Source organism: Sphingomonas sp. P3_C5 (genome assembly GCF_056402635.1).
The window spans coordinates 305,921-327,021 of the sequence record NZ_JBFUHA010000006.1 but is presented as its reverse complement, the minus strand read 5'-3'; the positions used below and the strand labels follow the sequence as shown (position 1 = coordinate 327,021).

Here is a 21,101-nt window from a genome sequence, read left to right as displayed (position 1 = left end):
GCTTGAAGGTCAGAAAACCGGCTCTTCCCCGGGCTTCTCAGCCACATGGATCCCGCACTCAACCTTCTCCCAGCCGCGCCACCGTCCCGCGCGGGGGTCTTCGCCCGGCTGCACCTTGCTGGTGCAGGGCTGGCAGCCGATCGACAGATAGCCCTCGGCCTCGAGCGGATGCCGTGGCAGGTCATGCTCGGTGAAATAGGCCTCGAGATCCGCCTTCACCCAATCGCCCAGCGCGTTGAGCTTCAGCCGGCCATCCTCGACCTCGAAGCGTGGCAGATTCTGGCGCGTGACTGACTGGAACGCCTTGCGCCCCGAAATCCAGCTGTCGAGCCCCACCTTGGCGCGCTTCAGCGGCTCGACCTTGCGGATCTCGCAACAGCCATCGGGGTCGTAAGACCAGCGCAAGCCCTTGTCGTCCTTCGCCGCCAGCACGGCGGCATCGGGCTGCACCACCCAGCTATTCTCGATCCCGAACGCCTCGATCAGCTGCTCGCGATAGGCAAGCGTCTCCGGAAACATCTTGAGCGTATCGACGAAGATCACCGGCACACGGCGGTCGGCCTGCGCCACGAGGTGAAGCAGCACCGCGCTCTCCGTGCCGAACGACGAGACGACCGCGGTCGAGCCGAGAATCCCCTCGGCGAACAGCGCCTTCAGCATCGTCAGCGTGTCGACGCCGGCGAAACGCGCGTTCAGCGCATCGGCGTCGGCCTGGGTGAAGACCGGCCGTGCATCGATAATGTCGATCTTGCGTGCTGCCTCAGCCATGACGCAGTTTCCACACTGGCACGGCGCCATCGGCCGCCGGCTGATAGAAGAATTCATAGCGCTTCAGCGCCGCATCGAGCGTCTCGGCGTCGATCTCGGCCTGGGGCGCGAAGCTGTCGAAGCCGCAGCGACGCATGAACAGCATCTGGTCGACCAGCACATCGCCCTGCGCGCGCAGCTCGCCCGTATAGCCGGCCTCGCGCAGGATCCGCGCCGCCGAATAACCGCGCCCGTCACGGAAGCGCGGAAAGCTCACCTCGACCAGAGCGATCCGCTCGAGATGCGGGATCAGCGCCCGCGCATCGTCATCGGCCTCAAGCCGGACGGCACTCGCATCGGCCTGGTCGAGGAACGCGTCGAGCGTGACGGCGGGCTCCTCATGCGCCTCGTCATCGCGGAAGCGCAGGGACGTTGGGGCATTATCCATAAAGCGCCTCCTTGAACGGCTCCATGCCGATACGGCGATAGGTATCAAGGAAGCGTTCGCCATCCTCGCGCACGCCGAGATAGAGCTCAGTCACCTTCTCGACCGCATCAACGATGCCGTCTTCGTCGAAACCGGGCCCGGTGATGCGGCCAAGGCTCGCATCCTCAGCGCCCGAGCCGCCGAGCAGCAGCTGGTAATTTTCAGTGCCCTTCTTGTCGACGCCGAGGATGCCGATGTGTCCGGCGTGATGATGCCCGCAGGCATTGATGCAGCCGCTGATCTTCAGCTTCAGCTCGCCCAGATCACGCTGCTTGCCCTCCAGCCGCTCGCCGATCTTCTGCGCGATCGGGATCGAGCGCGCATTGGCCAGGCTGCAATAATCGAGGCCAGGGCAGGCGATGATGTCGCTGACCAGGTCGAGATTGGCATTGGCGAGCCCCGCCGCGTCGAGCGCCTGCCACAGCGCGTAGAGATCGGTCTTGCGGACATGCGGCAGGACGATGTTCTGGGCATGAGTCACGCGCAGCTCGTCGAACGAATAGCGCTCGGCGAGATCGGCCATCAGCTCGATCTGCTCGGCCGAGGCGTCGCCCGGGATGCCGCCGATCGGCTTCAGGCTGATATTGACGATCGCATAGCCCGGCGCCTTGTGCGCGCGGATATTCTGGTCGACCCACAGCGCGAAATCGGGGTCGCTACGGTCGATCTCGTCGGCAAGCCCGCTCTCGAACGCTGGCGGCACGAAATAGGTCGCGATCCGGTCGAACTCGGCACGCGGCACATCCGACTTATTGGCCAGGATCGCCTGCCATTCGGCCTCCACCTGCCGCGTAAACTCCTCGGCACCGAGCTCATGGACGAGGATCTTGATCCGCTGCTTATGGATATTGTCGCGCCGCGCCCAGCGGTTCCACACCCGCAATGCAGCCTCGCAATAGCTGAACAGATTGTCGACCGGCAGGAACGGCCGGATCAGCGGCGCCACGAAGGGCGTGCGCCCCATGCCGCCGCCGATATAGACCTCGAAGCCAAGCTCGCCGGCCGCATTCTTCACCAGCTTCAGCCCGATATCGTGAAGTCGGATCGCGGCCCGATCCTCATCGGCACCGGTCACCGCGATCTTGAACTTGCGCGGCAGATAGCTGAATTCCGGATGGAAAGTCGTGGCCTGCCGGATCAGTTCGGCCCAGGGGCGCGGATCGGCGATCTCGTCAGCGCTCGCGCCGGCATATTGGTCCGAGGAGACGTTGCGGATGCTCTCGCCGCTGGTCTGGATCGCGTGCATCTCGACTGTCGCGAGATCGGCAAGGATGTCGGGCGCCTGTTCGAGCTTGATCCAGTTATACTGAACGTTCTGCCGCGTCGTGAAATGCCCGTAACCGCGATCATATTTGCGCGCGATATGGCCCAGCATCCGCATCTGCCGGCTGTCGAGCGTACCGTAAGGGATCGCGACGCGCAGCATATAAGCGTGGAGCTGCAGATAGAGTCCGTTCTTCAGCCGCAGCGGCTTGAACTGGTCGTCGGTCAGCTGGCCGGCAAGGCGGCGCTTGGTCTGGTCGCGAAACTCGTCGACACGCGCATCGACGATCGCCTGATCATATCGGTCATATTTGTACATCTCAGATCACCCAGCTTCCCGCCGACGGATCGGCTGGCTTCAATGTCAGGTCGAGCCGCACCGTCGGCCCAAGCGCACGGATACGGTCCTTGATATGGGCGGGGCGGGGGCCATCGGGGGTCTCGGTCGCGTCGATCACATAGGCGCCGTTAACCCGCAGCGCGCCTTCCTCGGCACGCGCGATCGCTTCGCCCTTGTCGCCGACATCGACTGCGTCCTGGACATGGCGCGACCAATCCTGGCCGGCCCACCAGATCACGTCGCCGGTCGGCAGATCGTTTCCCGTCACCAATTTCACGCAACACTCTCCGATATTCTGGCCCAGCGGCCGAGTTTGTCCTGGGCGTCCGAAAGCTCGACGACTTCGCCCACCACGATGATCGCCGGGCTCGCCACCTTCTCGCGCTCGACCATCGGGCCGAGATCGGCGAGCAGCGTCTTGATCGCCCGGCTGCCCGAAAGCGTACCGCGCTCGAGCACCGCCACCGGCATGTCGGGCGCGACGCCATCGCGCATCAGCTTGTCGCCAATGTCGTTCGCCGTCGCGACGCCCATATAGATCACCAAAGTGCGGCCCTTGCCGGCAAGCCCCGACCAGTCCTGATCGGTCAGGCCCTTGCACTGGCCAGCGACAAAGCTGACCGCGCTCGAATGGTCACGGTGGGTGAGGGGGAGCATCGCCTCGGCAGCGCAGCCCAGAGCCGCCGATACGCCCGGGATCACCTCGACCGGCAATCCCGCCGCGCGCACCGCCTCGACTTCCTCGCCGCCGCGCCCGAAGATGAACGGATCGCCGCCCTTCAGCCGCACCACGATCGCGCCGGTCTTCACATGCGCGACGATCAGCGCGTTGATCGCGTCCTGCGACAAGGTGTGCCGCGCCCGGCTCTTCGCAACCGAGATCCGCTGTGCGCTTGCCGGCGCGATCTCGAGTACGCGGGGATCGATCAGCCCGTCATGCACGACGATATCGGCGCTCTTGAGCGCCTCGACCGCACGCACGGTCAGCAGGCCGGGATCGCCAGGGCCGGCACCGACAAGGATGACGCGCCCGCGCGCGGTGGGATCGAGGAGACTTGCCATGCGTGGCAGATGCGACTGCGGCGCCCCATCCGCAACCGACGGTTGCTTGGGGCGCCGGTAGCGAATCTATGCCGCCGCCTTGGTCCCCATGGTCGCGGCCACCGCGATTTTAGCCAAAGTCGCGGCATGCTGGCGGATGATCGCCTTGTTGGATGCGTCGCTGTCGAACACCCCGTACCAGCCCTGCGGCTCATGCGGCGGATCGCCGACCCAGGATGTATCCCCGGGCACGAAGCGATAATCACTATGCGCAGGCCGCCCTTCGCCGTTCCACGCCCAGAAATTGGTGCCCGCGACGGGCCCGCCGATTGTCACATTGGCTTCCACCGCGGCATAGATCTGGCGGTAGAACCGGTCCTTGAACGCCGTCGTCGCCTTCACATCATAGCTGCCGCCGTCGCGCGGATAGCCGAATTCCTCGATCACCAGCGGCTTGCCGAGATCGCCCGCGATCCGGATATGCGTGCTCACATAATCGTCGATCTTCGCCGCCCCCGATGCCTCGGTCGAGGCGAGATTGGCGGCATCCACCCAACTCCAGTTGAGCGGCCAGACATGGCAGGTGAGATAGTCGATCTCAGGAATGCTGTGCGTCGCCTTGACGATCTCCTCGCGTTCCAGCGATCCCTTCAGCCCCTCGCTCCCCGTGCAGACCAGCTGGTGCGGCGCGAGCGTCTTGATCAGCTTCGCGCTGCTCTGCACCCAGGCATGGAAGGCGGGCAGATTGGGCAGGCCGATCTTGTCGCTGCCGGCTGGCCGCGGCTCGTTGCCGAGCTGCCACGCCATGATCGTCGGATCATTGGCATAAGCGACCTTGGTCACGCTGTTGGTCCGCCCGACTATCACCTGCACATGCTTGCGGAACAGCGCCATCGCGGCGGGCGTATGGTAGAACGCGGCAACGGTATCGGCGAATTCCGGCCAGGGATGCGCCGGGTCGCCATTGTTGATGTAATGCCCGCCATTCACATAGCTGAGATAGGTCATCATGCCGCCCGACCATTCCCAGAAATTGGTCAGATAGAGCACGGCGCGCATGTTGCGCTTGGCCATCTCGGCGAGCAGGTAATCGAGCCCGCCCAGCAGCGCCTGATTATAATGGCCGGCTTTGTCATGCATCGCCGGCGCGACGGCATGAAGCAAAGGCGAGTCCTCGGAAGAGGCAAGCACGCGCAGATTGGTCACGCCCATCGCCGCCAGCGCATCGAGCTCCCGCCGCAACCGAGCCCGATCGCCATAAGCCGCATCGGCACCAAGCCAGGCCCCGTACCACATGTTCGCCCCGGCATAATGATAAGGCTTGCCGCCGATCGTGAAGTGCGTGCCGGCGCGGCGGACGAACCGGTCGGTTTTCCCTTTTGCGGCAAGCGTGGGCGCAGCGACCGTCAGCGCGACTCCGGCACCGACGATTTCCCTCCGGTTGAACATGATTTCCCTCCCTGTCTATCGTTGGACAGGAGGATAGCGCGGGGTTGGAGAATTGGAAACCCGACCAAGAGCAACGGGCCGAAATACGTGCGCGTGAGCGTAGCGAGGGCAAGCATGTGGACGCTTAAGTCTCTGCCTTAACGATACTCGAATAGCTGGGATGTAACTGATCATTTCGTGGGTGATTCGCTGAACTTGGGAACGCTGGTCGCCCGTGGGCAGAAGGTCAGGCGTCACGTGTTTCACGCCGGTGTGGTTACTGCGTTACTCATCCTGCTTGCTGCGTGTCTCATGGTCCCGGAATGGATCGCGGGTGGGACTCGGAATCTGATTGAAGTGCCGGGGACAAGCACCCTGAAATTGCCCGCCACCGATGATGAGCTGGCGCCATTTTCCGGCCTCCAATATGGACTGCAAACCGACTTCTCTCCGCCGAACCGCAACTTGGCGTCACGGTTGGTAAGTCTCGCCGGGGTCAAGAACACGCACGAGTCCTTTTTCTCTCGACGCCTTCCCAAAATACCCGATCCAATGTTGTTTTTGTTCCCACTGGCCTGCTTTGTGGCCGCGACAGGAGCCCTGTTCCTGAACGACCGGACCGCCGCGATATGGGGCGTGCGCCGCCGTTGGCGATGGCCGCTGACAGGCCTGACTGTGCTCGGCGCAACGGCACTGCAGGTGCTTTACCTCGTAAACATACCCCGTGTCGGAGAAGAATTTCCACGCACGCTTACCGTCCTGTCGCCTGCCGTACCTATGGGTACGCTCGCCGAAGGATTGGCGCGGGAGCCCTCATGTCGACGAAGCGCAGTGGCTCTCCAGGCGCAATGCTTGATGGCACGCGGTCAGCTTGTCATCGATCCATCTCTGTTGAATCAAGCTGACGCTTGTGAGGCGCGATATGTTCTGGCGCAGCATGCCTGGTTCGCTGGCGATGGGGATCGGGTTGCCAGGATCCTTTCGACCTGGACTTCCGGCGGGCGAGGGCCCGATGACGCGATGCGCTCTCGCCTCTGGACGATGGTCGATTATGCCCGTCGGCAAAATCCCGCGTCGGCGGCCAGGTTGGGAGAAGTCGAGGCGTTCATTGGCCCGAACATTCCGGATCGCATCCGCGTTGCGCTGTTCCAGGCCAGCTTTGCAGCGGCCATCCTGGCGCTCCTTCTCACGGCTTGGCTCATTCGAGCAAATGTCGTGATTGCCGCGCGCGTGTCGCGATTGCATGCGCTGTCGGCAAATCGCCAGGACGTATATGCCTGAGCACCGCATGATAGCCGAGCTGACATCCCGTATCAGGGTGATGCTGCGGACCGCGTTCGTCATGGCGCTGGTCGCGATAGTTGCAACCGGCTGTGCATTTGCTGCGGTCCAGCCTCCTGCGGGCGCCTTTGCCGCCCTGTTTCGGGAACGAGAGCGGTCTTTCGGTGGTACGTCGCCGGGAGCACTCGCCGAAGTGCCCGCGGAATTTGCACAGCATTTTCAGCCCCATTATCTGCTGGGCGAGCTTACCTATTATTTCGTGCCAAACGCCATGCCGATCTTCCAATGGGTTTTGCCATTGCTGGTGGCTTTCATGCTGGTTGGGGCTCTATTGGTTATATTCCTGGTGGGTTCGATCACGGGATGGCGCAAGCGTTGGCTTACGATCCCGATCCTTCTCGCCGCATACGGATCGGAACGAATGTCGGCCGATAACCTTATGTGGTCTGAGCCGAAAGCTGTTCACAAACCGACCTGGACACTAGAAGTTGCCAAGGTCGACAATCTTCCGCCGGCGCAGCATGACGCATGGCTTGCGGCTTGCGCCGCCGAGCGCATTCGATACCCCGCAACAAATTGCGAGCGCCTCAACATCGACGTGAATCAGGGATCGCCCTCACTGGCCGATCAGGCCCATTTTGTGCTCGGGCAGATTGCCTATGTGCGCCAGGACCGTGTTGGTGTCGCCCAACACGTAGCTGCAATCAGCGGGGCCTGGCATCCGGTCGATGACCACAGTCGAATGACACTCGGCGTCCTTGTCGATCAGGCCAGGTATGATTTTCCCAACAAAAACTTTGGAGCGGCGGAAGCGATAGCGGAGGGGAGACCCTATCGATCATTCTGGAACTGGATGTTCTGGCTATCCTGTACGATCGCCACGTTCGCAGGCACCGCATGCATCGGATTGATCGGTATCGCGCTCAGACGATCTGCGAGCACGACACTCCGGCAGGTACCGGATTGGAATCACGATGCCACATGCGATACGTCACTTGCGGCGGCGGTAGGCGAGCCGCGTTAAGGTCGGATTGCGCGCGACCTCCCCATCTGTCGTCACGCTACGCACACAGAGGCGGTCGTCCAACACTCCTCAGAATAGCATGACCGCCAGCTAGCAAGGTGCTTCCGTAAATCTCCCGAAACCGCGCTATCCCTTCCTGGCGGAAATCGCGTGCATCCTGCCGGCAGCCCTGTCGTGATCGACAAGAAACCCGATCCCCTCCAGTTCCGCCACCAAAGCCGCCGGCGCCAGGCGCAGTTTCCGGTAGCTGCTTTTGTGCAGCGTCCATCCGTCGCCATCGCGGACATGGACGAGATCGTTCACCACAACGCTTTCGGGTTCATAATCCAGCGCGCAGATCATGACGCGATCGTCGTCGGCCCGAACCGGAAAGAAGCGATCGAGTCCGCTCAGTTCAGTCGAAAGATCCCGAAAGGTCAGGACAAGGCGACCCCCGGGAGCAAGGGCCTTATACGCATCGACAAAGAGTTTCGAAACGTCGGTGCGACTTTCCAGATGGGTGAGCGTGTCTCCCATGCAGGCGATCGCGCCGGCGGTATCGCGCCCGACAAACTCCGAAAATGCGCACAGGTCGCCGAGGATGACCTTAATCGGGTAATCCCCCCTGGCGGCTTCGAGTTCGTCAAGAAGCTGGCGGCTCGTGTCGATCGACAGCACCGGCTCATAGCCGAGATTGGCGAGCGCGAATGATTGATATCCCGGGCCGCTGCCAAGATCGACAGCCACGCCTTTGGGTCCGTCGCCCAGTCCCAGATCAACAAGGAGCGCCTGTTGCTCGGCCACCTTGTCGGCGAGACTCATCCCGCTCATCCAGGAATAATGTGTCGCCAACAGATCATCATAATGGCGCGCGACGAGGTTCATGCTTTCCCTTCCGAGATTTCGGCGCCCTGTCGCTACGACGGCGAAACTCCCCTTGTCGAGGCTCGGATCATGAGTCCGGGGTTGGTTCCGGCATTGGGGCGCCGGTGGCGGTCAGCGACACAAGATAGGGTTAATTGTCCCTTTCGGTTAATATGTAGTTCCGCTCACTGATTTTCACGCTGAACTCGTTTCCACAGCGACTGCTGAGGAGTTGGTGCGAGTTCCGACTGCTAAAGCAAGCGTAATGCTGGAGAGTTTTGAGACAAATCCATTACACTTGTCGCTTCCATGAGGTTACGATACTATGGGATAGATAGTAAGTCGTAATGCATTCACTTCGTAAGGGGCGAGCTACTCATGAAACAATGGATCATCGCGCTCGCATTTTCCCTGACGATTGCCCTTCCTGCCGCCGCGCAGCCTCCGGCCTTCGGTACGCTGGTCGCGGCCAAAGCCTGCCCGGCCTATGTGTCGATCGCCAAGAAGACCAATCCTGGCGGCGTAAAGCTCAAGCCGGGACGGTCCTACCCGATCGTCGCCCATAACAAGGAACCGGCAGCCTGGCTGTTGGTCGAGATCCCCGGAACCAGAATTTTCAGGCGCTGGGTCTCGGTCGGTTGCAACCGGCCAACGCCAACGCCAACGCCAACGCCAACCCCGACCCCGACCCCGACCCCGACCCCGACACCAGCACCGTCCGGCCATGGCGGCGGATTGTCGACCTATCTCCTGTCGCTCAGCTGGGAACCGACCTTCTGCAAGGGCAAGCCGCAAAAGGCGGAGTGCAGGGCGGAAACGCCGCAGTCACCGGAAGCCCATCAATTGAGCCTCCACGGGCTTTGGCCCCAGCCGAACGGGAAATTCTATTGCATCGCCGACCCGCAGCAAAAGGCTCGGATGGCGCAGCTGGACGGGGCGAAGCATTGGGATCAATTGCCGGATCCCGGCATGACGCAAACCACCCGAGACCGCCTGGCCGCAGTTATGCCCGGCGTGCAGTCGCTGCTCGAACGCCATGAGTGGATCAAGCACGGGACCTGCTCCGGTCTCTCGGCGGACGCCTATTTCAATCGCGCCGCGGAGCTGGTCGAGCAGGTGAATGGGTCCGCCCTGGGTCAGCTCTTGAACGCGCGTGCGGGCCAATCCGTCACGACCGCTGAAATCCTGGCCGCGGTCAAGGCGGCTTTCGGCGACGCCGCGCCCGCAGCGGTTGCCGTAACCTGTACCGGCGCGGGTGCCGCCGCCAATATCTCGGAAATCGACATCTATCTCTCGGGCGATGTCACCGGGACCGACCCTTTATCGCAGCTGGTTCACAAGGCCGACAAAGCGGGGACATGTTCGGGCGGTCGCCTGGTTATGCCCGCGCCCTGATGGATGATGGGCTGCGCTTGGGATCGCGGCACCATTTGGGATAACCCACAGCCACTCCACGCTTGGTGATGGCCAGCGGCTCCGGGGCAAGAGATTGCAAATAGCACCACGAATGTCGGCGAGCGGTGCCGGTCGAAGAAGGTGAGCCGCAATCATTCCATCTCTTCCGACGATCGGCGGCGCGGCACCCAGGGCCGGACGGGATCATCCAGATGAGCTGGAAACCGTGGATAAACTGATGTGAGCCGTCGCGATCTGGGGAGTTACGGCGCGCTGGCTGCCCGCGACCCGATACGCGGGCCGTTCTCGACGATTTGATCAGCAACCCGGCCAAGGGCGCGACCGGAGAATTGGAACCATGGACGGAATGCCGTACGACCCGCGGCATCCAATCTCCCGGAGGAAAATCCAGTGAAAGCCATGGTGCTGGGCCAACCGGCCTCGATCGAAACTCTGCACTGTGTCGATCTGCCCGATCCTGGCGATCCCGGCCCGGGCGAAATCCGGGTGCGGCTTCAGGCCTGCTCGCTCAACTATCACGATCTTGGCGTGGCCGCCGGGCACCTCCCCGCAGCGGAAGGACGCGTCCTTCTGTCGGACGGCGCAGGCACGGTCGAGGCGGTCGGCGCAGGCGTGAGCGAATTCGCGGTCGGCGATCTGGCCGTCTCGCTCTTCTTCCCGGATTGGCAGGACGGGGAGCCCAGGGCCATCGGCTTCGGCCGCACGCCGGGCGACGGTATCCATGGCTATGCGCGCGAGGCGGTCGTGGCTCCGGCCACCTGGTTCACCCGCGTGCCCGCCGGATACACGGCCGAGCAGGCGGCCACGCTGCCCACCGCCGCGCTCACCGCCTGGCGCGCCCTGGTGGCGCATGGCGGCGTCAAGGCTGGCGATACGGTGCTGCTGCTCGGCACAGGCGGCGTGTCCATCTTCGCGCTGCAATTCGCCAAGGCGATGGGCGCCAATGTGATCATCACCTCCTCGTCCGACGAGAAACTTGAGCGGGCGCGCGCGCTCGGTGCCGATCATGGCGTCAACTACAAGCAGCGCGAACGCTGGTCAGATGCGGTGATGGAACTGACCGGCGGCCGCGGCGCCGACCATGTGGTTGAGGTCGGCGGCCCGGCCACCTTGCCGCTCTCGATCGAAGCAGGCCGGATCGGTGGCCATATCGCGCTGATCGGCGTGCTGACCGGCGGCGCGGGGCAGGTGCCGACCGGACTGCTGATGATGAAGCAGCAAAGGCTGCACGGTCTCATCGTCGGCAGCCGCCGGCACCAGCAGGACATGGTCCGCGCGCTGGAAGCGACGGGCATCAAGCCGGTCGTGGAAAGCCAGGGCGGGCTCGAGGATTTGCCCGCGGCATTCGGCAAAATGGCGCGGGGCGAGCATTTCGGGAAGATGAGCCTGACATTCTGAGGTGAGGGCGGCGTCTGGAGGCATCAGGTGCCATCGTCCCGATCTTAGCATCCCGGATCACCACCGATCCCGAGCGCAGCGACCAGAGCTAAGGGATAATTGTCCGCATTATCTCAATTCGAGGCTTCCGCTGCGAGCTGCTTGCCCATCGCAATACAAGGATCGCGATCTTCGCTCGGGTCCGGGGCAATCGGCTCCAAGGTGGGGGTCGCCGCCATCACCTGCTTCTGCGCCTCCGCCATGCCCACGCCGCGATCCTTGCCGAGCAGTTCGATTGCGGTGCGGGCAAACCGGCCCATCAGCTCGCCGCGTGGGCCGGCAACATTTTGCGAGCCTTTGGCGCAGCGCATCATGAGCTGCCAATAGAGCTGGCCGTCATAGCTCCGCGTGAGATTGGCCGTGGCTTTGAAACGCCGCTCGGCAGGCGGAGGTACGGGCGCCGGACGCGGTGCGGCTGCCGGGGCTGCGGCGGGGCGATCGCGCGCGGCATATCGTATCTCGATAGCGCGGCAAAGCGCAACATCGCTCTCGAACGGCCGGGGCGAGATTTCGGCGGCCAGGGATTGGTAATTCATGTCGGGCGCTAGGACATTGTTGGCCGGTTCGAAGTCTATGTCGCGATCCGCCATGACGCGAAGGAGCGCAGGCCGAAAGAAGCGACGATCCGATTCCTCGTGAAGCGCTTCGGCGCGCGTCACATCGCCTTTCTGTTCGGCGCTGAAGGCTTGGTTCTCGTAAACCCCGGAGCAGAAAGCGAGGGCGTGCCACCAGGGGCGGCCACGGAACGCCTGAAGCAGCCCAGGCGCATCCGCGGCGATGCGTCTGTCTGCCGGCACCGCCGGGCTCCCCTTGTCGTTGAACGGCGCGACAAAGGTTCCACCATCCTGGGCGCGCGCAGGGCTCGCCGTAATGAGCAGCGCCAGAGACGCCAGGGTTGCCGTCATCAGCAGATCAGGCCGCGCCATATTATCTCCCCCTTCTCAGACCGGCGAGCATTCTATGTCACCGCTGTCCAAGTACCTCCGATGGTCAGGTAGTTTCGAGTAGATATCAAGCCTGCCGATTAGGGGTCTGGATTTCGGCCGATAATGAGCAACACTTCCGAATGCAGCGCACTAGCGGGCTTTCGCAACCATCGTCGGCAATTGCTGATACCGCCATTCGACAGCGTCGCTGGGGCCGTCAGCGCTTCGCACCTCAATTCGGTTCGCACCTTCGCGCAGCGAAACGGGCCAGCGCACGATGTGCCCCGCTGCCGCCGCCGTACCGATAGTGGTTCCGTTCAGCACCAGCGTTGCGGCACTCCCATTCGTATAGGCTTTGACCTCGACCTCCGGTTCATGGCGCAGGTCGTACAGACGGCTCGTGATATGAATCATCGGCCGATCGGACCAGTTCGCCTGATACCAGTAATAGGCGTCCTTGCGGACCGCGCGATCATAGGTGACCAGCCCTTTGTCGTTGATCCCGCGCAAGTCTCCTTCGTGCCGCCCCGCCGAGGCGAAGTCGAACGCTACCCATATGAAGCTGGCGAAGATGTACGGCTTGTCGGCAAGGTCACGCCAGTTCTGCTCGTGATAGTCCGCCTGATATTGCTCGGGGTGCCAGCCCGAGGCCGGGTCGACGGCGCCAGGCGGATCGGCCTGGTGCTGGATGCTCCCGCCCGCGCCATATTCGCTGACCGAGAAGGCGCGTTCCGGGTGCGCTGCGTGGAAGCCGGCGGCCCATCGGCCGATCGTCTGTCCGCTCTGATCCTTGTACCATCCAAAATAGCGATTGAAGCCGATAACGTCGCTCACCATCGCCTTGGGGTGGTCGTCGGCCTGGCAGCAATGCGCATAAACCGTGGGACGGCTGGCATCGCTTGCCCTGGCGACCGCCTGCAGGCTTTGCAGCACGCGTGTGACGGACGGGTCGTCCGCATAGACTTCGTTGCCAATCCCCCAGACGAAGACCGAAGGATGGTTGAAATTCTGCGCGATCAGTTCGCGGAGCTGCTCGGCGGCGTTGGCGCGGAACTCCGGCGTATCCGCGATCTCGCTGTTGATCCCGATCTCAGTCCAGGTCAGCAGGCCCAGCCGATCGGCTTCCTCATAGGCCGCCTGCGGATGCTGAAAATGGACAAGGCGAACGCCCGTGGACCCCATCTCGCGAATGATCGAGAAGTCTTCAGCGATTTCCTCGCGGGTCACGGCAGTGCCCTTGCCCGGCCTCGCACCGTGCTGGAGATTGACACCGTGTACTGAATAAGGCCGGCCGTTCAGGATCAACCCTTTGCCGGGATCGATCTGGAACGTGTGCACGCCGAGCGGGACTGAAACAGCATCGCCGCCGCCTGCGATCTGCGTAACGACCCGGTAAAGGTAAGGATCGCGCACGCCGTCCCAGAGACGCGGGGACGCCAGCCGACCTTCAAGTCTGGCAACGCCGGTTGCTCCGGGGGCGACTGTAATCGTCGCCGACATGCGTGCGATCTCGCTGCCTTCGGCATTCAGGACGCGGCTTTCGACCCGAACCTTCCTGCCGGCGTCGCCGTCATTGGCGAGCCGGGCATCCACCGAGACTGTCGCCTCATCCGCCCGGATGTTCGTTGCGCGTGCATAGATACCAGGGCCGCCATGGTCCATCATGTCGATATGAACATCGTCGGTTTCGACGAGAGAGACCGGGCGATAAAGGCCGCCGAACAGGGTGAAGTCGCCCCCGAGCGGCGTGATTGTCTTCGTCGCGCTGTTGTCGACGCGCACCGAGAGCATGTTCCGGCCGCGCACCAGCATTCTGGTCACGTCAAAGCGGAACGCGGCGTGCCCCCCGTCATGCCGGCCCACAAGCCGCCCATTGAGGTACACGTCCGCCCGCGTCGCGGCCGCGTCGAACTGGACGAAGAGCCGTCGTCCGGCGCGGATTGCCGCTACGTCGAAGGCGCGGCGATACCATGCCGGCCCACGATAATAGCTGCCATCGCCGGTCTCGGCGGCGTCGAAACTATGTGGCAGCGTCACCTTGGTCCACGATGTGTCGTCGAAATCCGAAGCGATCGCCGCCGGCCAATCGCCCCGAGCGAAACGCCAGTCGGCCCCGAGCACGAGCACCCCCCGCGATTGCGCAAGCTGAGGCGCCGACGCCTTAACAGGCAAGCCCGTGACCGCCAGCAGCAGCAACAGCACGGTCATCATTCTGAGGAGGGCCATCAACTCATCCTTCTCGTGTGCTTCAGGAGGAATGGTGGATGATGGCACGCGTCAGGTCGCATCCATTCCCCCAGCATCCCGGATCACCACCGATCCAGACCGCGTATCGACGATGATCTCCTCCGCATAGGGGGCATAGGCGCCAGGCTCAGTCCCAAGCCGCTCCCCCGCCCATTCCTGCGCGTCGCTGATTCAAACTTATCCGCGGTCATGTCAGTTCTCTCCGATGATGAAGAACCGCATAAAAGCCGATTTCACGCCGCTGTTGAATCAAGCCACCCTGTTCGGTGAAGGCCGCTCCCTGTTAATTCCAACACGCCTCCCTGTTATCGAATAACAGGGAGAATGGCATTCAAGTCACTGATCAAAAAGGAGAATATCTCCAACAAATTGGCCGAAAACACCCCAAAAAGTTTTTTCTTCCCTGTTCCTTCCCTGTTCCGGGCCGATAACAGGGAGAAACCGCCGTTTTTCGAGAAGTCGCCGAAATCGTTCGACGACATTCGGATATCGCGTCTCACGCGATCTCGATGTCGATCAGCGCTATTCGTCCGTCAGCCCAATCGATATTGAGGCCAGTCATTTGAGAGTTTCGCCCGCGCCGCCTCTTTTATTGATATTGTCAAAATGGTACCGGTACCGGCTTAGGAGAGACCAGGTTGGATGCATTGACTGAAGCCGAGCGAGACGGCGACGATTCCGATCGTCCGGAACACCCCTATGGTTTGTTCACCACGCGCATGTTCGGCTTGCTCGATACGATGCGCCGCAGCGGCACGCTTGCGTACCGACGCGGGTTTGGCCTCTCGATGGTCGAATGGCGGATCGTGACTCAGCTGGGGGTTCACAGCCCGCTGTCGCTCAACGATCTCGCTGAGCGGATCATTCTCGATCGCGGCCAGCTCAGCAGAACGGTCAAGCAGATGGTCGGGCGCGGCCTGCTCGTCAGTCGCCGCCGTCCGGGCGGCCCGGCGATCATGATCACTCTGTCGGAGGAAGGGGAGGGGCTTTACCGGCGCCTGGTGGCGCTCGCGGCCGAGCGCAATGCGTTCCTGGTCGCCGGTATCTCCGAGGCCGACCTCGCCTGTGCGTCCGCCGTGATCGACGCCGTAAAGGAAAAGGCTCAGCTTCTGCTCGAGCGCGAGCAGGCAATCAGCGCAACGGACTCAAGCGAAGACCCCTGACCGGCCTGCGGCAATCCCACGCCGTTTGATCGAGCGCGATTGGCCCTCCTTAAAAGGGCGCCATGGTGAAGCCGATCCACCGGGCGAATCCGACGACCAGTACCCAGGTGACCAGCGAGAGCAGGCCAGCGGCGCGGGCGGCGGTCGGCACAGGAGCATCCCGGTCCCACAAGGCGATCCCGCGCATCGTGAAAATATGGAACAGCACCATGTTGAAGCCGGCGGTGAGCAGCAGAGCCATCTTTATGCGGAAGGCGAAGTTCACATAATAGGTCGCCGGCTGCGAGGAAAAGAGCAGGAGCCCGCTCACCACCGCGAGCGCGAAGGCGATCCAGGTCACCGGCAGCAAAGCCTTGGTCAGCCGTGATACCGAATAGCTCACCGAGGCGAGGCCGAGCAGGCGCAGGTCGACAATGGCGATCACGCCGACCACTGTCACCACGGCTATGACATGCACGGTTTCGGCCAGGGGAAAGGCCCAGCCATTCTCCGCCATGAACAGCCCGACCGGGCTGTTGGCGATCGCGTTGAGAATTTCATCCATGAAGCAGTTCCCGGCGGTTCACACGTAAGCGATCCACCGCCCGCAGGCGATGATCGCTACCCAGAGGAGGACGAGCAGGGTCGCGAGCACGCGCTCGGCCCAGGTCGCGCGGTCGGGCGGATCGAGCCGTTGCAGCCGATAGCCGAGCGTCAGGAACACAGCGATCGCGGCGAGTAACAGCATCATCTTCAGCTGAAACGGCGTGGTGAGCAGCGAGCGGGCAGGCTCGCCGATGATCAGCAGCGAGCCCGACAACAGCAAGATGCCTAGGCCGGCGCCGACCCAGGCATTGAGCCGCTGCGCCCAGCGTGCCGGGGACCAGTCGATCCCCGACACATGGGCGGTTCTGAGCGCCAGCACGAGCGACGACGAGAAGACCGCCGCGATCGCGAGGATGTGGACCACCTGCACCGCGGGCACAGCCCATTCGTTGGTCTGCATCATGGTGTGCAGGCGGAGGGTCTCGATCCAGGATGCGAGCCCGGACAGCCAGTCATTCATCGCTGCGGTTCCCGGTTGCGCTCAAAAGGCATATTTGGCCGACACGCCGAACTCGCGCGGGCGGCCCCGAACGACGCTCAGTGCACTGCGCGGATCAGCGGCCACCCCGGTGCCGGCGCCCGAATCCCAGAACCCGCCACCGAACCGCTGCGCATAGCTCGCATAGACCTTGTCGAAGAGGTTGTTGGCGTAGAGCGAGATGGTGAGCGACGTATCCTTCGGCTTGATCTGGAGCCGCGCGTTGACCAGCCCGTAAGAGGGCAGGATATAGCCCGAGTCAGGCGTATCGTCGGGATAGGCCGACTGCTTGCCGACATAGGCGTAGTTGACGTTGATCGTCGCCCGTCCAAAGCCTGCGTTCACGACATAGGTCGCCCCGAGATTATAGCTCGTCTTGGGAATATCGGGGAAGAGGTGCGTGACGCCCACGGGCGTGTTGTGCAGGGTATAGGTGGTCAGGCCGAAGCTGCCGTCGAGCGTCAGCCCACCGCCCACTACGACTTGGCCGTCGAGCTCGATACCGCGGATCCACGCGTCGCCCTGGTTCTGGAGCATCGGGATGAAGCCGACCGGGCAGGCGGGGCTGACGACACAGGTGACGCGAACAGCCGCCTGACGGTTGGTATAGTGCATGATGAAGCCGGTTGGGTTGAGCCGCAGCCGCCGGTCGAAGAAGCTCATCCTGAGCCCGGCCTCGTAGTTGACGACCTTCTCGTTCGGGATCGGCACCACCAGCGGGCTCTGATTGGGCCCGGTGGCGTTGTTGGCTGCGGTCCAGCCCTGGACGGTGTAGCTGAACGCGCCCGCCTTGTACGCCTTGGAGACCGTGGCGTAGCCCATCACGTCCTTGGTGAAGTGATAGTCGAGCGTCGCGCGATAATCGAGCGCATGGAAGGGCGCGCTATTGTGCACGGTGGTCGAGGTCGTGCCAGGCGCGACGGTGAAGTCGGACGTCTGATAGGCTGTCGAGGGCGGCGGATAGCGCGTCTGGCTATAGTCCTTATGGTCCCAGGCCTGGCGCAAGCCGCCGGTCAGGTTGAGTCCGTCGACGATGTGCCAGGTCCCGCTCGCGAACAGGCCCCAGGACGACGAAGTCTGGAAAACATCGCTGATCAGGCGGGTATAAAGGCCGCCATCGCTGTTCGCCGGGGATCCCGCATTCTGCGGATAGATGCTGGTGCCACGGCGATCGAGGACGTAATTATAGGGTGCCTCGCTGTTCTCGTGGAAATAGCTGCCGCCCGTCACCAGATCGACCGCGCCGCCGAACAGTGCTGCGTTGAGCTGGAGCTCCTGGTAGAACACCTCCGAGTTGAGCACCTCATAGCGCATTTCCATGCCGATCAGCTCGAGATCGGTCACGGCGCGGTGCTTGAGCTTCGAAAAGCCCGAGATCGAACGCAGGCTGACCTGATCGCTGAGCTTCCAGTCCAGAGTGAGGTCGGCCTGCCAATATTTGTCGTTGATATATTGGTTGCAGGCGTCATCGTAATCGGGGTTGAAGTCCTCGATCAGGCAGATATCGGGCGCCTTGTAAGGCCCTTTGACGAGGCGTGGGTCATTATAAGCGGCAAGCGGCGCTTGCCCCGCGGCCTTGAACGAATCGTTGAGCCAGTCGCCGTAATTGCCCTGAAGCACGCCCTCGATGCCCGGCTTCATGTCGAATTCGTCGAACACCCAGGGCGTCGCGTTTTGCTTCGAATCATTATAGAGAAAGCCCAGAGTGGCCTTGAAATTGGGCGCGAGGTCGCCGCGCAGCTGCACCCGTCCGATGATGTCGCGCTGGGCGCCGAGCATCTGCGTTCCGCGGCTGACATAGCCATCCTCGTGAAGATAGGCGCCCTGCGCCCGGAGCGCGAAGCCGCTGCCGAGCGGAATGTTGATCGTGCCGATCGCATCATGATGGTCGAAATTGCCGAGGTTGAATTCGAGCGATCCGCTCAAGGTATCGGTCGGCTGCTTGCTGAAGATGCGGATCGCGCCGCCGGTCGAGTTGCGGCCGAACAGAGTGCCCTGCGGACCGCGCAGCACTTCGATGCGGTCGACATCGAGCACGCGCAGCACCGCGCCGCTCGTGCGCGGCATATAGACGCCGTCGATATACAGGCCGACACCGCGCTCGCCGGTCGCGCCGCCGCCGCCGGAGATGCCGCGGATCACGAAATTGGCGGCGCTGTTGCCCCCGGCACGACTCGGCGAAATGCTCAGATTGGGCGTGAAGCGCGACAGGTCCTGCAGATTCTGGATGCCCTTGGCCTGGATGGTTTCCTGAGTCACCGCCAGGATCGAGAGCGGCGTGCTCTGCAGGTTCGTGGCTCGCCGCTCGGCAGTGACCACGATATCCTCGGCCACTGGATCGCTCGCGTTGTCCGGCTTGCCTGGTGCGTCTGGATTTGTGACGGTCTGCGCGCTGGCCGCGCCGGCGACGAGCGCGGTGCCTAGCATGGCGACTGCGCTACCAAGCAGGGCGCACGCACGAATACGATGCCTGAAAGCTGACATGAACCTCTCCCCCGTTTGTGCCCCGCTGAACGCGGAGCTGTTGTGTATCCAACTATCAGGGAGCTAACACACCTTATTGACATTATCAAACATGACTCCGAAGGTTGCGCGGCGCAAAATTGATTCGACGCACGGCCGATCGGCGGGATGCGTTGGCGATTTGCCGGTCGCTCCAGCGCGGGCGATGCCGGAGACGCGGCAGGAGGGGAGGAATGGTCGGGATGGCTGCATCAAAGCGCATGACGCGCACGCCGGCTCCCTGGCTGGCCGCGGCGGCGTGCGCGCTGCTGATGGCGCTCCCTGCACACGCACAGCAGCGTCGCGTTCAAACGCCGGAGGAGCGCGCGCAGATGCTGCAGCAGCATCTTGGGCTACCCGGCGCGCTTGATCCCGCGAACCTGGCGAAGCCCAGGCCAAAGCCGCCCTTCGATATGACCGGCACCTGGTTCATTGACCTGAGTGGCGGCTTCAGCAAATTCATGTTCGGTCCGCCTTATCCCGAATTCTTCGAGGAAGGGAAAAAGGCGCTGGCCGAGGGCAAGGCGGCGCGCGCTGCCGGCCGGAATTACCGGGACAGCATCGGTCAATGCTATCCCGCCGGCATGCCGATGATCATGACACGGGTGTGGCCGATAACCTTCGTCCAGCTGCCCACTGTCGTCTATATGGTCGCGGGCTTCACCAACAGCTTCCGCGCGATTTACCTCGACGGCCGCAAGCCAACCGATCCCGACCTGTATGTGCCGACCTATAACGGCGAATCGATCGGCACATGGGAAGGCGACACGCTCGTCGTCACGACCCGTGGCTTCGAGACCGACCATCACTGGATCGATATCGGCATCCCCGTGAGCGAGGAATTCCAGATCGTCGAGCGGATCAAGCTGGTCAACAGCGGCAACACGCTCGAGATCGAATATATCATGACCGATCCAAAGATGTGGAAAGGCGAGTGGCGCAACACCAAGCGCTGGGACCGTGTGCTCGAGGGCGACATCGGCGAGGTCGAATGCACCGAGGCGCGCAACGCCGACCTGCCCGGGACCGATCGCGGCCAGCAGGCGCTCGATGAGCACGCCAAGTGATGGAAGGCAGGGATGTGAAGAAGCGTAATGTGAGTCTGATCGCGGGGGCGGTCGCGGGTGCGGTCCTTGTGCTGGCGGCTATTCCAGCCGGTGCGCATCACAGCTTCGCGATGTTCGATCAGGCGCGGACGGTGAAGCTGAACGGCACGGTCACGCAATTCCAATGGACCAACCCGCACAGCTTCATCGAGCTCGAGGTGCCGGGAAAGGGTGGCGGTTCGGAGCATTGGAGCATTGAGCTCAACAGCCCCAATAATCTCACCCGCCAGGGGTGGAAGCGGACGTCGATCAAGCCCGGCGACAAGGTCACGGTGACGATCAATCCGCTGCGCGATGGCAAGAAAGGTGGCTTGTTCAGCACGATCATACTGCCCGACGGGCGTATGCTCGGCGACAGGCGCGGCGCCGATGGCAAGCCGATCAACGTGCCGACGGCGAATTGAGGAGCGAGACGATGCAGCACAAGCACTGGATGGCGCTGGGCCTGATCGCAATCGCGATGCCGGCGACGGCGCACCACAGCTTTGCGATGTTCGACATGGCCAAGGACGTGACGGTGAGCGGCACCGTCACTGAGTTTCGCTGGACCAACCCGCATTCGTTCATGCACCTGATCGTGCCGGGCGCGCAGGGCGCCGCGACCACCTGGGCGATCGAGATGACCAGCCCGAACAATCTCGTCCATGGCGGCTGGCGACGCTCGTCGCTCAAACCGGGTGACAAGGTGACGGTGACCTATCACCCGCTGCTCAACGGCAAGCCCGGCGGCGCGCTGGTGAGCGTCAAGCTCCCCGACGGCACCGTGCTCAAGAACAAATAGCGAAGG

Annotated in this window: 20 protein-coding genes; 8 read left to right on the top strand and 12 right to left on the bottom strand. The window is 62.9% G+C overall.

Annotated elements, in window-relative coordinates:
* Positions 1-9: 9 nt before the first annotated feature.
* The 6 genes from AC1DVS_RS17020 to AC1DVS_RS16995 form a co-directional block, all read right to left on the bottom strand.
* On the bottom strand, positions 10-768 hold the full coding sequence (locus tag AC1DVS_RS17020; RefSeq protein WP_478024993.1) for a phosphoadenylyl-sulfate reductase: 759 nt from the start codon (positions 766-768) through the stop codon (positions 10-12).
* Positions 761-1,195 (bottom strand): DUF934 domain-containing protein, encoded by a 435-nt coding sequence (locus tag AC1DVS_RS17015; protein ID WP_478024991.1) that lies wholly within the window; start codon positions 1,193-1,195, stop codon positions 761-763. Before AC1DVS_RS17015 ends, AC1DVS_RS17020 begins: the two co-directional genes overlap by 8 nt.
* Positions 1,188-2,816, bottom strand: a complete 1,629-nt coding sequence (locus AC1DVS_RS17010; RefSeq protein ID WP_478024989.1) for a nitrite/sulfite reductase — start codon at positions 2,814-2,816, stop codon at positions 1,188-1,190. Before AC1DVS_RS17010 ends, AC1DVS_RS17015 begins: the two co-directional genes overlap by 8 nt.
* A gap of 1 nt (position 2,817) precedes the next feature.
* Complete coding sequence (locus tag AC1DVS_RS17005) at positions 2,818-3,114, bottom strand: DUF2849 domain-containing protein (RefSeq protein ID WP_478024988.1); 297 nt, start codon at positions 3,112-3,114, stop codon at positions 2,818-2,820.
* Positions 3,111-3,899: a uroporphyrinogen-III C-methyltransferase gene (gene cobA / locus AC1DVS_RS17000; protein WP_478024986.1), complete on the bottom strand. Its 789-nt coding sequence runs from the start codon at positions 3,897-3,899 to the stop codon at positions 3,111-3,113. The genes AC1DVS_RS17005 and cobA overlap by 4 nt, the downstream gene beginning before the upstream one ends.
* A gap of 66 nt (positions 3,900-3,965) precedes the next feature.
* Complete coding sequence (locus tag AC1DVS_RS16995; protein ID WP_478024984.1) at positions 3,966-5,327, bottom strand: glycoside hydrolase 5 family protein; 1,362 nt, start codon at positions 5,325-5,327, stop codon at positions 3,966-3,968.
* 177 nt (positions 5,328-5,504) lie between these two features.
* On the opposite strand from AC1DVS_RS16995, the gene AC1DVS_RS16990 reads away from it, so the two are divergent.
* Positions 5,505-6,587 (top strand): hypothetical protein, encoded by a 1,083-nt coding sequence (locus AC1DVS_RS16990; RefSeq protein ID WP_478024982.1) that lies wholly within the window; start codon positions 5,505-5,507, stop codon positions 6,585-6,587.
* Positions 6,580-7,611 (top strand): hypothetical protein, encoded by a 1,032-nt coding sequence (locus AC1DVS_RS16985; protein WP_478024980.1) that lies wholly within the window; start codon positions 6,580-6,582, stop codon positions 7,609-7,611. The genes AC1DVS_RS16990 and AC1DVS_RS16985 overlap by 8 nt, the downstream gene beginning before the upstream one ends.
* Before the next feature lie 126 nt (positions 7,612-7,737).
* On the opposite strand, the gene AC1DVS_RS16980 is transcribed toward AC1DVS_RS16985, so the two are convergent.
* Positions 7,738-8,475 (bottom strand): class I SAM-dependent methyltransferase, encoded by a 738-nt coding sequence (locus AC1DVS_RS16980; protein ID WP_478024978.1) that lies wholly within the window; start codon positions 8,473-8,475, stop codon positions 7,738-7,740.
* Between the two features lie 357 nt (positions 8,476-8,832).
* Between AC1DVS_RS16980 and AC1DVS_RS16975 the strand changes: the two genes are divergently transcribed.
* The gene (locus AC1DVS_RS16975) at positions 8,833-9,849 is read left to right on the top strand and encodes a ribonuclease T2 family protein (RefSeq protein WP_478024976.1); all 1,017 of its coding nucleotides are present in this window, start codon (positions 8,833-8,835) and stop codon (positions 9,847-9,849) included.
* Positions 9,850-10,260: 411 nt separating this feature from the next.
* Complete coding sequence (locus tag AC1DVS_RS16970; protein WP_478024974.1) at positions 10,261-11,268, top strand: zinc-dependent alcohol dehydrogenase family protein; 1,008 nt, start codon at positions 10,261-10,263, stop codon at positions 11,266-11,268.
* 113 nt (positions 11,269-11,381) lie between these two features.
* Here AC1DVS_RS16970 and AC1DVS_RS16965 read toward each other — a convergent pair whose 3' ends face one another.
* A complete protein-coding gene (locus tag AC1DVS_RS16965) occupies positions 11,382-12,233 on the bottom strand; it encodes a hypothetical protein (RefSeq protein WP_478024972.1) in 852 nt (283 codons plus the stop codon).
* A gap of 150 nt (positions 12,234-12,383) precedes the next feature.
* Positions 12,384-14,459, bottom strand: coding sequence for a glycoside hydrolase family 2 protein (locus tag AC1DVS_RS16960; protein WP_478024970.1), 2,076 nt, complete (start codon positions 14,457-14,459; stop codon positions 12,384-12,386).
* A 659-nt stretch (positions 14,460-15,118) separates the two neighbouring features.
* On the opposite strand from AC1DVS_RS16960, the gene AC1DVS_RS16955 reads away from it, so the two are divergent.
* Positions 15,119-15,643: a MarR family winged helix-turn-helix transcriptional regulator gene (locus AC1DVS_RS16955; protein ID WP_478024968.1), complete on the top strand. Its 525-nt coding sequence runs from the start codon at positions 15,119-15,121 to the stop codon at positions 15,641-15,643.
* A 49-nt stretch (positions 15,644-15,692) separates the two neighbouring features.
* Here AC1DVS_RS16955 and AC1DVS_RS16950 read toward each other — a convergent pair whose 3' ends face one another.
* Genes AC1DVS_RS16950 through AC1DVS_RS16940 form a run of 3 tightly spaced genes read right to left on the bottom strand, consistent with a single transcriptional unit; the run spans position 15,693 to position 19,190 of the window.
* Positions 15,693-16,187: a DUF6644 family protein gene (locus AC1DVS_RS16950; RefSeq protein ID WP_478024966.1), complete on the bottom strand. Its 495-nt coding sequence runs from the start codon at positions 16,185-16,187 to the stop codon at positions 15,693-15,695.
* An 18-nt stretch (positions 16,188-16,205) separates the two neighbouring features.
* Complete coding sequence (locus AC1DVS_RS16945) at positions 16,206-16,688, bottom strand: DUF6644 family protein (protein ID WP_478024964.1); 483 nt, start codon at positions 16,686-16,688, stop codon at positions 16,206-16,208.
* 21 nt (positions 16,689-16,709) lie between these two features.
* Positions 16,710-19,190: a TonB-dependent receptor gene (locus AC1DVS_RS16940; protein ID WP_478024962.1), complete on the bottom strand. Its 2,481-nt coding sequence runs from the start codon at positions 19,188-19,190 to the stop codon at positions 16,710-16,712.
* A 221-nt stretch (positions 19,191-19,411) separates the two neighbouring features.
* On the opposite strand from AC1DVS_RS16940, the gene AC1DVS_RS16935 reads away from it, so the two are divergent.
* Genes AC1DVS_RS16935 through AC1DVS_RS16925 form a run of 3 tightly spaced genes read left to right on the top strand, consistent with a single transcriptional unit; the run spans position 19,412 to position 21,095 of the window.
* On the top strand, positions 19,412-20,275 hold the full coding sequence (locus AC1DVS_RS16935) for a hypothetical protein (RefSeq protein ID WP_478024960.1): 864 nt from the start codon (positions 19,412-19,414) through the stop codon (positions 20,273-20,275).
* Complete coding sequence (locus AC1DVS_RS16930) at positions 20,275-20,718, top strand: DUF6152 family protein (protein WP_478024959.1); 444 nt, start codon at positions 20,275-20,277, stop codon at positions 20,716-20,718. Before AC1DVS_RS16935 ends, AC1DVS_RS16930 begins: the two co-directional genes overlap by 1 nt.
* An 11-nt stretch (positions 20,719-20,729) precedes the next feature.
* Entirely contained in the window at positions 20,730-21,095 is a 366-nt protein-coding gene (locus tag AC1DVS_RS16925; RefSeq protein WP_478024958.1) for a DUF6152 family protein, read from the top strand.
* Positions 21,096-21,101 lie beyond the last annotated feature (6 nt).

Bases quoted from the DNA above. Each gene is read 5' to 3' on its own strand.
- cobA (WP_478024986.1), bottom strand. From the start codon at position 3,899: ATGGCAAGTCTCCTCGATCCCACCGCGCGCGGGCGCGTCATCCTTGTC.
- AC1DVS_RS16960 (WP_478024970.1), bottom strand. From the start codon at position 14,459: ATGGCCCTCCTCAGAATGATGACCGTGCTGTTGCTGCTGCTGGCGGTC.
- AC1DVS_RS16975 (WP_478024976.1), top strand. From the start codon at position 8,833: ATGAAACAATGGATCATCGCGCTCGCATTTTCCCTGACGATTGCCCTT.
- AC1DVS_RS16945 (WP_478024964.1), bottom strand. From the start codon at position 16,688: ATGAATGACTGGCTGTCCGGGCTCGCATCCTGGATCGAGACCCTCCGC.
- AC1DVS_RS17020 (WP_478024993.1), bottom strand. From the start codon at position 768: ATGGCTGAGGCAGCACGCAAGATCGACATTATCGATGCACGGCCGGTC.
- AC1DVS_RS17010 (WP_478024989.1), bottom strand. From the start codon at position 2,816: ATGTACAAATATGACCGATATGATCAGGCGATCGTCGATGCGCGTGTC.
- AC1DVS_RS16965 (WP_478024972.1), bottom strand. From the start codon at position 12,233: ATGGCGCGGCCTGATCTGCTGATGACGGCAACCCTGGCGTCTCTGGCG.
- AC1DVS_RS16950 (WP_478024966.1), bottom strand. From the start codon at position 16,187: ATGGATGAAATTCTCAACGCGATCGCCAACAGCCCGGTCGGGCTGTTC.
- AC1DVS_RS16940 (WP_478024962.1), bottom strand. From the start codon at position 19,190: ATGTCAGCTTTCAGGCATCGTATTCGTGCGTGCGCCCTGCTTGGTAGC.
- AC1DVS_RS16925 (WP_478024958.1), top strand. From the start codon at position 20,730: ATGCAGCACAAGCACTGGATGGCGCTGGGCCTGATCGCAATCGCGATG.
- AC1DVS_RS16985 (WP_478024980.1), top strand. From the start codon at position 6,580: ATGCCTGAGCACCGCATGATAGCCGAGCTGACATCCCGTATCAGGGTG.
- AC1DVS_RS16935 (WP_478024960.1), top strand. From the start codon at position 19,412: ATGGCTGCATCAAAGCGCATGACGCGCACGCCGGCTCCCTGGCTGGCC.
- AC1DVS_RS16995 (WP_478024984.1), bottom strand. From the start codon at position 5,327: ATGTTCAACCGGAGGGAAATCGTCGGTGCCGGAGTCGCGCTGACGGTC.
- AC1DVS_RS16980 (WP_478024978.1), bottom strand. From the start codon at position 8,475: ATGAACCTCGTCGCGCGCCATTATGATGATCTGTTGGCGACACATTAT.
- AC1DVS_RS16930 (WP_478024959.1), top strand. From the start codon at position 20,275: ATGGAAGGCAGGGATGTGAAGAAGCGTAATGTGAGTCTGATCGCGGGG.
- AC1DVS_RS17015 (WP_478024991.1), bottom strand. From the start codon at position 1,195: ATGGATAATGCCCCAACGTCCCTGCGCTTCCGCGATGACGAGGCGCAT.